The organism is Sinorhizobium saheli, from assembly GCF_001651875.1.
Classification (GTDB): domain Bacteria; phylum Pseudomonadota; class Alphaproteobacteria; order Rhizobiales; family Rhizobiaceae; genus Sinorhizobium; species Sinorhizobium saheli.
On the sequence record NZ_LNQB01000060.1, the window covers coordinates 1 to 15,246 of the forward strand.

The following is a 15,246-nucleotide window of genomic DNA, read 5'->3' on the forward strand; positions in this document are numbered from 1 at the left end:
AATCAGTCCCTCTGTTGCAGCCGTAGGGAATCACGGCAAAAACCCAAAAGCCAGAGGGCTTTTTCAGCAGCCTGCTAAAGCGAAATGGAGGTGGAAGCGCGACAGTGCCTATTACACCGATTTGCGCGGCAATCCATCGCCGGCCTTGCCGCGGCGTCGTCTATTTGGCCTTGCTGGTTTTCGCCTCGCTAATCTGTGCCGTATTGGCAACAGGCCGCGGGCCGGCAAGCAAACGGGCACAAAAATGCCTGCGACAATCTGGCAACGGCGCGCGAATAGGGGTAAAGCTCAAGCCTCTTCAACGCGAACCGAAGGAGGCATGCATGACAGTGCTGATGTTGACACGCCTCCCATGGGCAGCCTGGCCCGCCGTAGCCTGACCGGTTCCGCGTCTTCTCCTTCTGCCGATCGAATGACGCGTGCTCCGGTTCTCCGGAGGGTATAGCCGCCTTTTGCGGCGCCGTTTCCGGAATTCGCATTTTTTCAAAGATAAAGAATGCGGGGAGACCCGCCTTCCTTCAAACTATCTGAAGGAGCTAGACAATGTTCGGCTGGTTTGAATCCCGCCTCAATCCTTATCCGATGGAAGAACCCACGCTTCCGCCGAAGGGCCTCTTTGCCTTCTGCTGGCACTATACGCGGCCGGCGGCGCCGTGGCTTCTGGTCATGTCCGTCTGCACCATGCTGATCGCCGTCGGCGAGGTGGCGCTGTTCCAGTTTCTCGGCAACGTCGTCGACTGGCTGTCCAATGCGGATCGCGAGAGCTTTCTCTCGGTCGAGGGCGGCAGGCTGGCGTGGATGGCGGCGCTGATCCTCATCGGCCTGCCCGGTCTGGTCGCGCTCGACTCGTTCGTGATGCACCAGGTGCTGCTCGGCAATTACCCGATGATCGCGCGCTGGCAGATGCACCGTTACCTGCTCAGGCAGAGCATGACCTTTTTCGCCAATGAATTCGCCGGGCGCGTGGCGACGAAAGTCATGCAGACGTCGCTGGCCGTGCGCGAAACGGTGATGAAGATCCTCGACGTCTTCGTCTATGTGGTGAGTTATTTCACGACCATGCTGGTCGTGGTGGCGACCGCCGACTGGCGCCTCGTCGTGCCGCTTGCCATATGGCTCGCCGTCTATGTTGCGATCGTCGCCTATTTCGTGCCGCGGCTGCAGAAGATCTCCAAGGAGCAGGCGGATGCGCGGTCGATGATGACCGGGCGCATCGTCGACAGCTACACCAACATCGCGACGGTGAAGCTGTTTTCGCATGCGGGGCGCGAGGAGACCTATGCGCGCGCCGGCATGGAGGAGTTCCTCGAGACCGTCTACCGGCAGATGCGCCGGGTCACGCTGTTCCACGTATTCGTCTATACGAACAACTGCCTGGCGCTCTTCGCCGTCGGCGCGCTCGGGATCTATCTCTGGCTGACGAGCGCGATCTCGGTCGGTGCCATCGCCGTCGCCATCGGCCTTGCGATGCGCATCAACGGCATGTCGCAATGGATCATGTGGGAAGTCTCGGCGTTGTTCGAGAATATCGGCACGGTCTATGACGGCATGGGCATGATGACCAAGGCGCACGATATCGTCGACCGGCCGAGTGCAGCCGTGCTGAAGGCGGAGAAGGGGGCGATCAGCTTCGAGAATGTCCGCTTCCATTACGGCAAGGCCAACGGCGTCATCGACCGCCTGTCGCTCGACATCCGCCCCGGCGAGAAGATCGGCCTCGTCGGCCGTTCCGGTGCCGGCAAGACGACGCTGATGAACCTGCTCCTGCGTTTCTACGACCTCGAGGAGGGCGTGATCCGGATAGACGACAAGGACATTTCCGCCGTCACCCAGGACAGCCTGCGCTCGCAGATCGGTGTCGTCACGCAAGACACCTCGCTCCTGCATCGTTCCATTCGCGACAACATCGCCTACGGGCATCCGGAAGGGGGCGACGCGGATGTCATCGCCGCCGCGAAGAAGGCGAATGCCTGGGACTTCATCCAGTCGCTCGAAGACCATCTCGGCAGGCGAGGACTCGACGCCCAGGTCGGCGAGCGCGGCGTCAAGCTTTCCGGCGGCCAGCGCCAGCGGATCGCGATCGCCCGTGTCTTCCTGAAGGACGCGCCGATCCTGATTCTCGACGAGGCGACCTCGGCGCTCGATTCGGAAGTGGAGGCGGCGATCCAGGAGAACCTCTTCGCCCTTATGGCCGGCAAGACGGTGATCGCCATCGCCCATCGGCTGTCGACGCTGACGGAGATGGATCGCCTGGTCGTCCTCGAGGCCGGCCGGATCGTCGAAACCGGCTCGCATGCCGAACTCGTCGCCAAAGGCGGCCTCTATGCCGACCTGTGGTCGCGCCAGTCCGGCGGCTTCATCGCCGACGATGTCGAAAAGGAAGAGGCGGCGGAATAGTCCGCCGTCTCGATACTTCCGTCAGAGGCCGGGACAAGACCTTACGCATTTGTAATCGCCGTCCCGGCGAAAACCCATTGCCGTCGTCCGCCACCCACCTATTATCGGAACAATGCTCATCGCCATCGTCAAGATTTTCGAGAACTGGATCGACCCCTTCGCGCCGCGCGACCGGCTGCAGCCGCCGAGGTCGCTCTGGGGCTTCGCCTGGTTCTATGCCAGCCAGGCGAAGGGTCCGTTTTTCGCGATGGCGGTGCTTGGCGGTCTGGTCGCGATGCTGGAGGCCGGGCTCTTCTATTTCGTCGGCCGGCTCGTCGACGTGCTCGATTCGGTAAGGCCCGAGGACGGCTGGAACGGGCTGATTTCGGCCCACGGTCCGGAACTCGTCTTCATGCTGCTGACGGTGCTGGTGTTCCGCTTCCTTGCCGTGGCGCTCGCGGCGCTCGTCGAGGAGCAGGCGATCATCACCGGCTTCCTCAATCTCTGCCGCTGGCAGGCCTATGTTCACGTGGCGCGCCAGTCGCTCACCTTCTTCCAGAACGACTTTTCCGGCCGCATCGTCACCAAGGTATGGTCCGGTGCCCAGGCGACGAGCGACCTCATCGTTTCGCTACTGCAGGTCGTGTGGTTCATCGTCATCTACACCGCCTCGACCATGGCGCTGATCGCCCAGCTCGACTGGCGGCTCGCGGCGATGGTGGCATTCTGGATCGCGGTTTTCCTCTCGCTCGCCCGTTATTTCGTGCCGCGTGTGCGCAGGCATGCCCGTGAGACCGCGGAAATGGCCTCGATGCTCAACGGCCGCATGGTCGACGCCTATTCGAACATCCAGACGCTCAAGCTTTTCGGCAGCGACGAGGAGAATGACCGCTATATCCGCGCCGGCTTCGATCGCTTCCAGGGGGCGGTGATCCCGTTCACGCGGCTGTTGACGGCTGTCAGGGCATCGCTGGCCTTGCTCTCCGGCCTGATGATGACGGTGATCGCCGTCTACTCGGTTCACCTGTGGCTTGCCGGGGCGGTCACGTCCGGTGCCGTCGCCTTCACCCTGGCGCTGGTGCTGCGTCTCAACATGCTGCTCGGCCGCATGATGTCGCAGTTCAACGCGATCATGCGCAACATCGGTACGATCCAGAACTCGGCCGAGCTGGTGTCGCAGCCGATCGGGCTCGTCGATCGGCCGGCCGCGTCTGGTCTCAAGGTCAATCGGCCGGAAATCCGCTTCGAGCACGTGACGTTCCACTACGGCCGGGGCGGCGGCGTCATCGACGATTTTTCCCTCACGATCCGCCCGGGCGAGAAGGTCGGCATCGTCGGCCGATCCGGTGCCGGCAAGTCGACGCTCGTCAACCTGCTCTTGCGCTTCTACGACCTCGAAGGCGGGCGGATCCTGATCGACGGACAGGATATCGCCGCGGTCCGGCAGGAATCGCTGAGGGCGCAGATCGGCATGGTCAGCCAGGATACGTCGCTGCTGCATCGCTCGATCCGCGACAACATCCTCTTCGGCCGACCCAGCGCGACGGAAGAACAACTGATCGAAGCGGCCCGCCGGGCGGAAGCCTATGACTTCATCGTCAACCTCGAGGACCAGCGCGGCCGCCGGGGCTTCGATGCGCATGTCGGCGAGCGCGGCGTGAAGCTTTCCGGCGGCCAACGCCAAAGGATCGCGATCGCGCGCGTCATGCTCAAGGATGCGCCGATCCTCGTCCTGGACGAGGCGACCTCGGCGCTCGATTCGGAGGTCGAGGCGGCGATCCAGTCCAACCTCGAGCGCCTGATGCAGGGCAAGACAGTGCTTGCTATCGCCCACAGGCTCTCGACCATCGCCGCGCTCGATCGGCTCGTGGTCATGGACAGCGGACGCATCGTCGAGGACGGCACCCATGCCGAACTGATCGCACGCGGCGGTCTCTACGCCGATCTCTGGGCGCGCCAGTCGGGCGGCTTCATCGCGCGTGAAGAGGCGGCGGAATAGGACTGCCGAAAAGGCCCCGGGATCGCGTCAAGCCCTTGTGCCAATTGGCCGCGCCTTTCCCCCGCGACAATCTGCCCGTCACCCCTTGTCAAGGCTGGACATAATTTGCGATCAAGCATAGAACGCGCCGGATTGACGGGGAATCTGTGTGCAGAATTTCCCGGATTCTGACGCCCGATCCGGAGCTTGCCTCGGCAGGCCGGGCAGGGTGCCAGCGTGTTGACAAGGCGTGATTCCATGGCTCGGGGACGGGGCAGGAGGCGCGCCGGGGGCGGATGCGGTTTCCGCGACATTGCGTGAGAGGATGTTTTAGCCGTGAGCGAACACGAGACTTCAAGCGAGACCATGGGCGAGCCCACTCGCCGCGACTTCCTATACCTGGCCACCGGCATGGCCGGCGTTGTCGGCGCCGGCGCGGCAGCCTGGCCGTTCATCGACCAGATGCGCCCGGACGCCTCGACGCTCGCGCTCGCTTCGATCGAGGTCGACGTCTCGAGCCTGCAGCCTGGCATGTCGCTGACGGCGAAGTGGCGCGGCAAGCCGATCTTCATCCGCAACCGCACGGACAAGGAAGTCGAAGAGGCCAAGGCCGTACCGCTCGACGACCTCAAGGATCCGGTCGCGCGCAATGCCAACCTCGCCACCGATGCGCAGGCGACCGACCTCGATCGCTCCGCCGGCGAGGGCAAGGAGAACTGGATCGTGATGATCGGCTCCTGCACCCATCTCGGCTGCGTTCCGCTCGGCCAGGCCGGTGATTTCGGTGGCTGGTTCTGTCCCTGCCACGGATCGCACTACGATACGGCGGGCCGCATCCGCAAAGGTCCGGCACCGGAAAACCTCGCCGTGCCGACCTTCACGTTCGTTTCCGACACAGTTATCAAGATCGGTTGAGGGGACTACTGATAATGAGTGCTGAACATTCAACCTACACGCCAACGACAGGCATAGAGAAGTGGGTTGATTCCCGTCTTCCGCTGCCGCGCCTCGTTCACGACTCGTTCGTCTCCTATCCGGTGCCGCGCAACCTGAACTACGCCTACACCTTCGGCGCCATGCTCTCAGTGATGCTGATCGTGCAGATCCTCACCGGGATCGTGCTCGCGATGCATTATGCCGCCGACACCAGCGTTGCGTTCAACTCGGTCGAAAAGATCATGCGCGACGTCAACCACGGCTGGCTGCTGCGCTACCTGCACGCCAATGGTGCGTCGTTCTTCTTCATCGCCGTTTACCTGCATATCGCCCGCGGTCTCTACTACGGCTCCTACAAGGCGCCGCGCGAAATTCTCTGGATTCTCGGCGTCGTCATCTACCTGCTGATGATGGCGACCGGCTTCATGGGCTACGTGCTGCCCTGGGGGCAGATGTCCTTCTGGGGCGCGACGGTTATCACCGGCTTCTTCTCCGCCTTCCCGCTGGTGGGTGAGTGGATCCAGCTGTTCCTGCTCGGCGGCTTTGCCGTCGACCAGCCGACGCTGAACCGCTTCTTCTCGCTGCACTACCTGCTGCCGTTCATGATCGCCGGCGTCGTCGTGCTCCACATCTGGGCGCTGCACGTCACCGGCCAGACCAATCCGACCGGCGTCGAAGTGAAGTCCAAGACCGACACCGTGGCCTTCACGCCCTATGCGACCCTGAAGGATGCGCTCGGCGTTTCCGTCTTCCTCATCGTCTATGCCTGGTTCGTCTTCTACATGCCGAACTATCTCGGCCATCCGGACAACTACATTCCGGCCGATGCGTTGAAGACCCCCGCCCATATCGTTCCGGAATGGTACTACCTGCCGTTCTACGCGATGCTGCGCGCCATCACCTTCAATATCGGCCCGATCGACTCCAAGCTCGGCGGCGTCCTGGTGATGTTCGGCTCGATCATCATCCTGTTCTTCCTGCCCTGGCTCGATACGTCCAAGGTCCGCTCCGCCGTCTATCGCCCGTGGTACAAGCTGTTCTTCTGGGTCTTCGTGGCGAACGCCATCATGCTCGGGTGGCTCGGTTCGCGTCCGGCGGAAGGCCTCTACGTCGTCATGTCGCAGCTTGGGACGCTCTACTACTTCGCGTTCTTCCTCGTCATCATGCCGCTCCTCGGCCTGATCGAGACGCCGAAGCGCATTCCGAACTCCATCACCGAAGCGGTTTTGGAAAAGCAGAATGCCAAGGTCGAGACGAAGCCCGTAAGCGCCTGACCGGAACAGCGATTGATAAGGAAAGCACAACAATGAAAAAGCTTGTTACAGGCATTCTGTCACTCGCTGTCGTCGCCGGTCTCGGTTTCGGAGCGGCGGTCGCCGAAGAGGCGCCGGCCGGGGAGGAGCACGCCGCCGGCGGCACGCCTCACTACCCGATCCACAAGCCCGAGCAGCAGGAATGGACCTTTGCGGGTCCCTTCGGCCACTACGACAAGGGGCAATTGCAGCGCGGCCTGAAGGTCTACACCGAAGTCTGTTCTGCCTGCCACTCGATGAACCTCGTCGCATTCCGCACGCTTGAAGATCTCGGTTACTCCGAGGCCCAGGTGAAGGCATTCGCGGCCAACTACGAAGTTCAGGATGGTCCCAACGCCGATGGCGAGATGTTCAGCCGCAAGGCCGTTCCGTCCGACCACTTCCCGTCGCCCTTCCCGAACAAGGAAGCGGCTGCGGCGGCCAACAATGGTGCCGCACCGCCGGACTTCTCGCTGATCGCGAAGGCGCGCGGTATCGAGCGCGGCTTCCCGCAGTTCGTCTTCGACATTTTCTGGCCCTACCAGGAAGGCGGCCCGGATTACATCCACGCGCTTCTGACCGGCTACCAGGAACCGCCGGAAGGCACCCAGGTGGCCGAAGGCACGCATTACAATCCCTTTTTCGCAAGCGCCGCGGCGCTGGCGATGGCGCCGCCGCTCTCCGATGACCAGGTCACCTATGACGACGGTGCGCCTCAGACCGTCGACCAGTATGCCAAGGACGTTTCAGCGTTCCTGATGTGGGCCGCCGAGCCGCACCTCGAGGACCGCAAGCGCACCGGCTTCATGGTGATGGTGTTCCTGTTCATCTTCACCGGCCTCATCTATCTGACGAAGAAGTCGGTCTACGCGAACAAGGAACATTGATCGGAGGCGGTAACGCCCGCAGATCGGTTATGAAGAGGGGTCCCGGCTCTTGCCGGGGCCCTTTTTTTGTGCGTAGCCACGTGGAGTCCAGGTCGCGTAGAAGGACACAATGGATGGGGCATAGGGCGCCGCCCTACGTGCTGATCTGCGGCCTGCGCCGCTCCGGTCTCGCCCTGACCCCGGCTTGCCCATGCCACCTGCGGCACGATCCGCCTGAAGCTCCTGAAGATCGGCGCGCAGGTCCGCGTCTCGGTCCGGCGCATCAAGGTGGCGAAGGCCTCGGCGGCACCGGCAGCGCGCGTCCTCGCCTGCGAGCTCCACGAGACCTCGACCGCAGCGCCAATCCAAGACCAGAGCCGCTGTGAGAAAAGCGGGCTAGGTGCCGCTGTGCCGCAGTCCGAATGCCTCAATCGGGAACCGTCCATTGCGGGTTCCAGGCGATTTCCCAAAGATGGCCGTCCGGGTCATGGAAGTAGCCGGAATAGCCGCCCCAGAAGCGCTCGCACGCCGGATCGGTGACGACCGCGCCGCCATCCGCCGCCTGCTTCATGACTGCATCGACCTCCTCTTTCGAATTGACGACGTGCCCGATCGACACGGCGCCGAGGCGCTGCTGCGTCACGCCCACCCTTGCGTCCTTGGCGAGCGAGGCCGCCGGATAGAGCGCCAATATCAACGCGTCGTTCATATGGATGAAGACGACGGCGCCGTCTTCGAATTCCTGTCCGATGATCCCTTTCGTCGGCAGGCCCATGCCGTCGCGATAAAAGGCGAGGGACCGCTCGAGGTCATCCACCGCCAGAGTGAGCACTTTCAGTCGCGGTCTCATCGCCGCCTCCTGTGCACATTGTTCCGAAACGCACGGGCCGCCTCAGCGGCCCGGCGTCACGAGGTCATGGAGAACAGATTACCGCGGACGGCCTCACTTTTCAGCTTGTAGCCGAGCCGATTTCGCAGCGATGAGGGAGCGCGCTTCCACCTCCAGCGCGTCGGATGATTGACCGGCAAAAGGCAACGGCCCCGTCTTGCGACGAGGCCGTTCGGGGCATCTTGTGCGACCTCAGGTGATTCCACCTGACTGCAAAATGCTCTAGCTGAAGCGCCCGGCCGCGTGGGCGAGCATCGTGTAGACCTTGCCCGTATCGGACGTCAGGTAGGTCTGCGTGATGCGCTTGTCGGGATCATTGCGGGCGACATCGGCGAGCAGCTTTTCGAAATCGGCGATGTAGCGGTCGACGGCGGTGCGGAATTCCGGTTCGCGGTCGTACTTGCGCTTGATCTCGTCGAACGTCTGCTGGCCCTTGAGGGTGTAGAGCCGGCGGGTGAAGACGTCGCGCTCGCCGCGCTGGTAGCGGCGCCACAGTTCCACAGAGGCGTCGTGGTCGATCGCCCGGGCGATGTCGACGGAGAGCGAGTTCAGCGACTCGACCACGTGACGGGGATTGCGGCTGTCCCCGGTCCGCGCGACGGGCTGGCTTTCCGCCGGACGCGGGCGTGCGGCCGAAGGCTCTTCCTCGCGCGAGGCCGCGCGCAGCAGGTCGCGCATCCAGCCGCCGCCTTCCTCGGGGCGTTCTTCCGTCGCCGGCGGCCGGGCGGGCTGCAGCGGACGCGTCGCCTGTTCGATGCCGAGGCTACCGCGCAAGGCGGCCGTAGGAGTTGGCTGCGGCGCGACGGGCTGCGGCGCAGCCGGTTGTGCCGGGGCGGGCTGTTGAACGGCCTGAGCCTGGGGAGCCGGGGGTGCCGGGGCTGCAGGGGCCGCGGCGGGGGCCGCCTGCTGGCGAACCGGCTGGGCGATCTCCAGCTGCGTCGAGGACTTGCCGATGATCTCGGACAGCTCCTGCAGCGCCTTGATCTGTTCGCCGACGGCGCGGCGCATCAGCGCGGCGTTCTCCTTCGCCTCTTCCGGAAGGTCGAAGGCGCCCCGCTTCAACTCCTCGCGGGTCATGTCGAGTTCCTTGCGGATCTCGCCGGCGGAGCGGCGGATGTCGTCGGTCGCGCCGCTGAACCGGCCGATCGCCTCGTCGATCGCCTGACGGACGGCTTCGCGCAGCTGCGTTGCGACGCCGTCGGATTTCTTGCCGCTTTCGGCCAGCAGGCGCTCGACATCGGAGACGGAGGCGCCGATGCTGCCGCGAAGCCGCGATGCGGCGTCCTTGGCCCGCTCTTCCGCGCTGGCGAAGGCGCCTTCGAGCGACTGGCCGGCTTCCTCGCCGGCCTTGGCAATCGCCTGGCGCAGCGCTTCGGAGGCGCTGAGAGCGCGACCCTCGACCTGCGACAGCGTCTGGTTGACGTCGGCGAAGGAGGTCTCGACGCCGGAGCGCAGCGTGTCGGCGATCTGGCGCGACCGTTCCTCGGCACGCGAGAAGACGCCCTCGACCGAGTTGGCGGCCTCGTCGCCCGCCTTCGCGAGCGCGGTGCGCATGGCCTCCGCCGCTTCCGACGCACGCTGCTCGGTGCTCGAAAGCAGGCGGCCGACATCGGCGAAGGAGGATTGGATGCCGCTGCGCAGGTTGCCGGCGACCTGGCCTGAGCGCTCCTCGGCGCGCTGGAACGCGCCGTCGACGAAGCCTTCGAGCGCCCGCATCGTCTTTTCGATTTCCTCCGAGCGCTGGACGAGGCCGACGGAAAGCGTCCTCAGAGCATCCTGGCGCTCCTCGAGCGTGCTGACGAGGTTCGACTGTGCGGCCGCCAGGAGGTTCGAGGCTTGCCCAAGAACCTTTGAATGATCCTCGAAGCGGCCGACGATTCCTCCGATCTGGGAGAGCGTCGAGCCGGCGATGTCGGAGAGCTTGTCGACCTTGCCCTCGATGAGGCGGGTGGAGGAGGAGAGCATGTCGGAGGCATGGCGCGCGGTTTCGGAGACCTTGGCCGCCGTCGCTTCGAGGCGCTGGTCCATGTCGCCGAGGTTGCCGCTCGCCTGATCGATGACGTTGGCGATCGCCGAGTTGCTTGCGGCGAGCTGGTCGATCAGGCCCATCGCGGTCGACTGCAGCCTGTTCTCGACCATCTTCATGGCCTTGGCCGTTTCCTCCGCCCGCAGCGAGATGGCGTTCAGCGTCTCGCCCGTCCGCTCCGTGATGGCGTTGACGAGCGCGGCGTTTTCGGCACGCAGGCGGTCGGCGCTTTCCTGCGTGAGGGCGGCGATGCGCTCGGCCGCTTCCTTGCCGGTGGCCGCATATTGCTCGATGACCGGGCGTGCCTGCTCGTCGATGAGACGCGACAGCTCAAGGGAACGCCCGGCGAGCATCGAGTTGAGCTCGCGCGTGCTTTCATCGAGCACGCTGCGGATCGACTGGCCGCGCGCGTCGAGCGCCTTTTCCGCATCCGTCAGGCTCTGCTGGATGCTCTCGGTATGGGTGGCGATCCGGCTGTGTGTCGAGGCGAGGCGGGCGGTCGCCGTGTCCGTTGCGTCGGCGACCGAGCGGGCGAGATCGGCATGGCGCGCGGCCGCCGCCGATGCCGTCTCTTCGATCGAGGCCGCGAATTCGGCATTGCGGGCGGCAAGCGCATCGGCGAATTCGGTGCCCGCCTTGGAGAGGAGGTCCGCCGATTTCGCCGCTTCCGCATCGATCTCCTGGGCGGCATCGCTGACGGCACCGCGCAGGCTGGTGACGAGCGCCGCTGCCTTGCCCTCGATCGTCCGGTTGACGTTGTCGAGGCCGATATTGAGGGCGCGGTCCATCGTGCCGAGGCGCTCTTCGATGCGGCCGGCGCCAGCCTCGAGGGCGGTCGAGATGCGGGCGGCTGCCGTTTCGCTCAGCCGGTCGATCTCGCCCACGCGCTCGCCAAGGCTGTCGGCGATCCGCTGGCCGGCATTGTCGACGATGGCGTTGACGCTGCCGACGCTGCCGCGGATGCGGTCCTCCAGCGAGCCGAGCGTCGTCTCGATCCGGGCGCTGGTATCATCGATGACGGTGCTGACCGTGCCGACGCTGCCGCGGACACGGTCCTCGAGCGAACCGAGGCTCGATTCGATCCGGGCACCGGTTTCGTCGAGGCGGCTGTTGATGCTGTTGACCGACAGGTCGACGCGGTTGGTGAGCGTGTCGGCCGCGAGGCTGATCTGGTCGGCCGTCTCGGCGAGTTGCTCGGCAATGTTGCCCGTCGTCGAGCGCATGCGCGCATCGAGCGCCTCCGCACCCCGGTCGATCGCGGCTGCGATCGACGCCTGGCGCTCATCGAGCGACATTTCCAGCATGCTTGCACTGGTCACAACGCTCGTCGCGATGGCCATCGACTGGTCGGACAGGAGCTCCTCCAGCCGTTCCCGGCCGTCGCCGACGGCGAGGTTGATCGCCTGGATCCGGTCGTCGATGGTCGAGCGGAACTGCTCGTGCGTCGCGGCCAGCGTTTCACGCAGGTGCTCGGCCCGGCCGGAGAGCGTCTTCTCGATCTCGGCGGCCTTGTCGGCAAGCGATGCGGTCGCCTCGGAGGTGCGCGCGGTCAGCGCATCGAACGCGCTGGCGCTGCGGTCGACGATGCCGGCGATCGATGCCTGGCGCTCTTCGAGCGACATTTCCAGCATGCTTGCGCTGGTGGCGAGGGTCGTCGCGATGGCCATCGACTGGTCGGACAGCAGCTCTTCCAGTTGCTCCCGGCCCTGGCCGACGGCGAGGTTGATCGCGTTGATGCGGTCGTCGAGCGTCGAGCGGATCTGCTCGTGGGTCGAGGTCAGCGTTTCGCGCAGGTGGTCGGCCCTGCCGGACAGCGTCTGTTCGATTTCGGCCGCCTTGCCGGCGAGGGAAGCGGTTGCTTCGGAGGTGCGGGCGGTGAGCGCCTCGGCGATTTCCGCGCTGGTGCCCGTCAGGGCGTCGGAAATCTTGCCGACGCGCGTGCTCAGGTCCTCGGCGATGCGGGCGCTCGTGTCGGTCAGGGTATCGGCGATCTGGCTGACGCGGCCGCCGAGGTTCTCGGCAACCTCCGACACGCTTTGCGAGAGCCGGTTCTCGATCTCGCCGACGCGATCGGTCATGGTCTCGGCAACGGCCATGGCGCGGAACGTCAGGTTGTCGGCGACATCCTCGGCATGGCGGCTGAGCGTGTCCGCCATTTCGTTGGCGCGCGCCGACATGGTCGAGTTGATCTCGGCGGCGCGCTCGGAAAGCACGCCGTCGAGTGCCGACGTCTGGCCGGCGAGCGCATCGGTAATCGCCTGGCCGCGCTGCGACAGAACGCCGTCAAGCGCCGAGGTCTGGCTGGAGAGCGCGTCGGAGATCGCCTGGCCGCGCTCGGAAAGGACGCGCTCCAGCCGCTCCGTGGTGCCGCCGAGGGTGTCTTCGATCAGGCTCGTGCCGGTGGCAAGGGCCGTCGAGATCGCGGCGGTACGCTCCGAAAGCGTGTTGTCGAGGCGATGCTGGCTCGCGGCGATGGCGCTGGTGATCTCGTCGGTCGAGCCGGTGAGCGTCTGCTCGATGCGCTCATGGGCCGATTGCAGGCCGTCGATGAAGGCGGATGTACGCGAATCCAGCCCCTCGGTCAGGCGCTGCTCGCTGGTCGCAAGGGCAGTGGCGAGCTGATCGGCGCGCTGGCCGAAACCGTTCTCGATCCGATCCTGCGCCTGCGTCAGGGCCCCCATCAGGGACGTTGTCTTCTCCGTGAGCACGTCATCGATTCGGCTGTGGGCACTGCCGATGAGGTTGCCGAGCTCGCTCGTGCGGCTGCCGATCGTTTCCTCGATGAAGTCCTGGGTTGCGCCGAGGGCGGTTGCCAGGGTCAGCGACTGATCGGAAAGCGCCGAGCCGATCTTTTCGACGCTGCTGTCGAGCGCGCTGCCGATCGCCTCGGAGCCGCCGGACACGGTCTCGTTGATCCGATGGAGGCTCTCCATCAGTTTGGTGTCGAGCTGGCTTGCCCGCTTGTCGAAGGCGCTTGCGAATTCCTGGAAGCGCTCGTCGAAAGCCGTCGCCAGCTGGCCGACGGTCGTCTGCAGCTTCTCTTCGAAGAAGCCGCCGCGCAGATCGAGATCCATGATCGCGTCGTCCGCACTCGACTTGAGGCTCTGGCGGAAGCTCGCGCCCTTCTCGTCGAGAGCGGCGTTGAGCGTTGCGAGCATCTCGTCGAGGCCGCCGGTGATCGCCTGCTGGCCGACATGCAGGCTCTCGTTGAGGTCACGCGTGCGGGCGATCAGTGTCTCGTTGAGCTGGCGTGCGCGCTCGTTGAGAGCGGCGTTGAGTTTCTCGGTGTTGGCGTCGAGCGTCGAGGCGCGGGTCTCGAACTGGCTGAGCAATTGCTCACCGCGCTTCGTCAGGTTCTCGCTGACTGCGTCGAGGCGCGCATCGAATTCGTTGCTGAGGGCCGTGCTTGCGCTCGACAGGCCGGAAAGCAGCGCGTCGGTCCGCGTGGACAGCATCGTGCCCAGCGTCTCAAGCGCATGGCCGGATTTCTCCGAAAGCGCAGCCGCGCGCGTATCGATCAGCGACGCGAAGGCTTCGCCGGAGAGCGCGATGCGCGAAGCGATGTCTTCGCTGGCGAGCTCCAGATCATCCTTCAGCTTGCCGTGCGCTCCGGCGATTGCCGAGCGGATTCGTTCCGAATGGCCGATGATCGCCTCGCGCTCGAGCCCGAGTTCCTGGACGAGCGTGCGGACGCGCAATTCGTTTTCGCTGTAGCTGCGTTCAAGCGCGCTGACTTCGGAATGAACGAGCGCTTCGAGCTCCGTTGCCCGGGCGATGGTGCGTTCGATGCCCTCGTTCATCGCCGAGACTTCGCGCCGGACCGCCTGGCCGACCGTCATCACCCGGTCCGCGGCGGTCGTTTCCGGTTCCGCCAGCCGCAAGGCGACCTCAGCCATCGAGCGCGCCGCATTGCGCAATTCCTGCGCCCTCGCGATCATGATGGCGAAGGAGAAGAAGAGCATGACGGGCAGGGCGATGCCGATCAGGATGCCGATGGCGCCAGGCATGGCCGCGAGGTCACCGAGAGAGCGGATCTGCCAGAGCTGCGGCGCGTAGAGGAGATGGGCGACACCGATGCCGGCTGCCGTCCAGGCCAGCGACACGAGCGCGGCGACGCGGATCGCCGCCCGGCTGGAGCGGACTTCGAGCGCGCGAAGCATGGCGGCAGGCGATCTGCGCGTATCGTCGTTGGCAGGCGCAAGCGGGGGCTGCTTCGGCGCGGGTTCCGGGGCGAGGTTGCGCGGCGCTTCCACCGTCCGCGCCGGCCTTGGCGCTTCTTGCGGCGCTTTCGTGGCGCGCGCCTGATCCGCTGCGCCGGTCTGCCTCTTCGGCGCCGACGCCTTTTCCTCGGGCTCGTCCAGAGAAGTCTTGTCGTCCAGGGCCGACTTCAAGTCGTCAAAGTCGATCTTCAGGGCTGCTTCCAGCGCCTGAAATGCCTTTTCGTCTATCGACTCGTTGCTCTTCTTCGTCGCCATAAGGATACGCCTCACTACTATTGCCGGCCGATGGCTGCCTTGCCGGCACCGCAAAGCGCCGCGAGACATCCTAGACGGGTCGGTGGCCGCAGGGTGCGCGCATGAAAATCGCGCCAACCCGACCGGTCACCCATTGTATCGCCTCGATGGATAGCCCTTGCCTGCACCTTGCGACACCGTGCGCGCAGCTTATCCACCAGAACAGTTGCCATTTTCATATGCAGGCCTGCTCCTAATCGTATCGTAGTGACACATTAGCCAGGTTCTTACAATTAAGAGCAATCCGCATTCGCTAAAATCCTAACGAATTCTTAACGGCAGCAGCGCCTTCCGGCCCGAAAAGGCAAGGAAATCAGCCCGTTTAATGACCGTTAACCATTTCTCCAAATTTCTGTCGTCATTGCGTGG

At 64.8% G+C, this 15,246-nt stretch carries 8 protein-coding genes and 1 pseudogene; 7 read left to right on the forward strand and 2 right to left on the reverse strand.

What is annotated here, in order from left to right; translation table 11 throughout:
- From ATB98_RS29755 to ATB98_RS28765, 7 genes and pseudogenes are all read left to right on the forward strand, one after another.
- A partial coding sequence (locus ATB98_RS29755) for a hypothetical protein (protein WP_210178132.1) occupies nt 1–445 on the forward strand: 445 nt, incomplete at its 5' end.
- A gap of 98 nt (nt 446–543) precedes the next feature.
- Nucleotides 544–2,397: an ABC transporter ATP-binding protein gene (locus tag ATB98_RS05575; protein ID WP_066870269.1), complete on the forward strand. Its 1,854-nt coding sequence runs from the start codon at nt 544–546 to the stop codon at nt 2,395–2,397.
- A gap of 112 nt (nt 2,398–2,509) precedes the next feature.
- Nucleotides 2,510–4,375: an ABC transporter ATP-binding protein gene (locus tag ATB98_RS05580; RefSeq protein ID WP_066870272.1), complete on the forward strand. Its 1,866-nt coding sequence runs from the start codon at nt 2,510–2,512 to the stop codon at nt 4,373–4,375.
- 315 nt (nt 4,376–4,690) lie between these two features.
- Nucleotides 4,691–5,269: a ubiquinol-cytochrome c reductase iron-sulfur subunit gene (gene petA / locus ATB98_RS05585; RefSeq protein WP_084435314.1), complete on the forward strand. Its 579-nt coding sequence runs from the start codon at nt 4,691–4,693 to the stop codon at nt 5,267–5,269.
- Between the two features lie 14 nt (nt 5,270–5,283).
- A complete protein-coding gene (locus ATB98_RS05590) occupies nt 5,284–6,564 on the forward strand; it encodes a cytochrome b (RefSeq protein WP_066870278.1) in 1,281 nt (426 codons plus the stop codon).
- Between the two features lie 32 nt (nt 6,565–6,596).
- The gene (locus ATB98_RS05595; protein WP_066870281.1) at nt 6,597–7,469 is read left to right on the forward strand and encodes a cytochrome c1; all 873 of its coding nucleotides are present in this window, start codon (nt 6,597–6,599) and stop codon (nt 7,467–7,469) included.
- Nucleotides 7,470–7,603: 134 nt separating this feature from the next.
- Nucleotides 7,604–7,766, forward strand: a pseudogene (locus ATB98_RS28765) (transposase); the annotation flags it as partial.
- Between the two features lie 109 nt (nt 7,767–7,875).
- Here ATB98_RS28765 and ATB98_RS05600 read toward each other — a convergent pair.
- Both ATB98_RS05600 and ATB98_RS05605 read right to left on the reverse strand, forming a co-directional pair.
- A complete protein-coding gene (locus tag ATB98_RS05600) occupies nt 7,876–8,298 on the reverse strand; it encodes a VOC family protein (protein ID WP_066870284.1) in 423 nt (140 codons plus the stop codon).
- Nucleotides 8,299–8,559: 261 nt separating this feature from the next.
- The gene (locus tag ATB98_RS05605) at nt 8,560–14,838 is read right to left on the reverse strand and encodes an apolipoprotein A-IV repeat region-like domain-containing protein (RefSeq protein ID WP_066870287.1); all 6,279 of its coding nucleotides are present in this window, start codon (nt 14,836–14,838) and stop codon (nt 8,560–8,562) included.
- Nucleotides 14,839–15,246 lie beyond the last annotated feature (408 nt).

Bases quoted from the DNA above. Each gene is read 5' to 3' on its own strand.
- ATB98_RS05595 (WP_066870281.1), top strand. From the start codon at position 6,597: ATGAAAAAGCTTGTTACAGGCATTCTGTCACTCGCTGTCGTCGCCGGT.
- ATB98_RS05575 (WP_066870269.1), top strand. From the start codon at position 544: ATGTTCGGCTGGTTTGAATCCCGCCTCAATCCTTATCCGATGGAAGAA.
- ATB98_RS05590 (WP_066870278.1), top strand. From the start codon at position 5,284: ATGAGTGCTGAACATTCAACCTACACGCCAACGACAGGCATAGAGAAG.
- ATB98_RS05605 (WP_066870287.1), bottom strand. From the start codon at position 14,838: ATGGCGACGAAGAAGAGCAACGAGTCGATAGACGAAAAGGCATTTCAG.
- ATB98_RS05600 (WP_066870284.1), bottom strand. From the start codon at position 8,298: ATGAGACCGCGACTGAAAGTGCTCACTCTGGCGGTGGATGACCTCGAG.
- ATB98_RS05580 (WP_066870272.1), top strand. From the start codon at position 2,510: ATGCTCATCGCCATCGTCAAGATTTTCGAGAACTGGATCGACCCCTTC.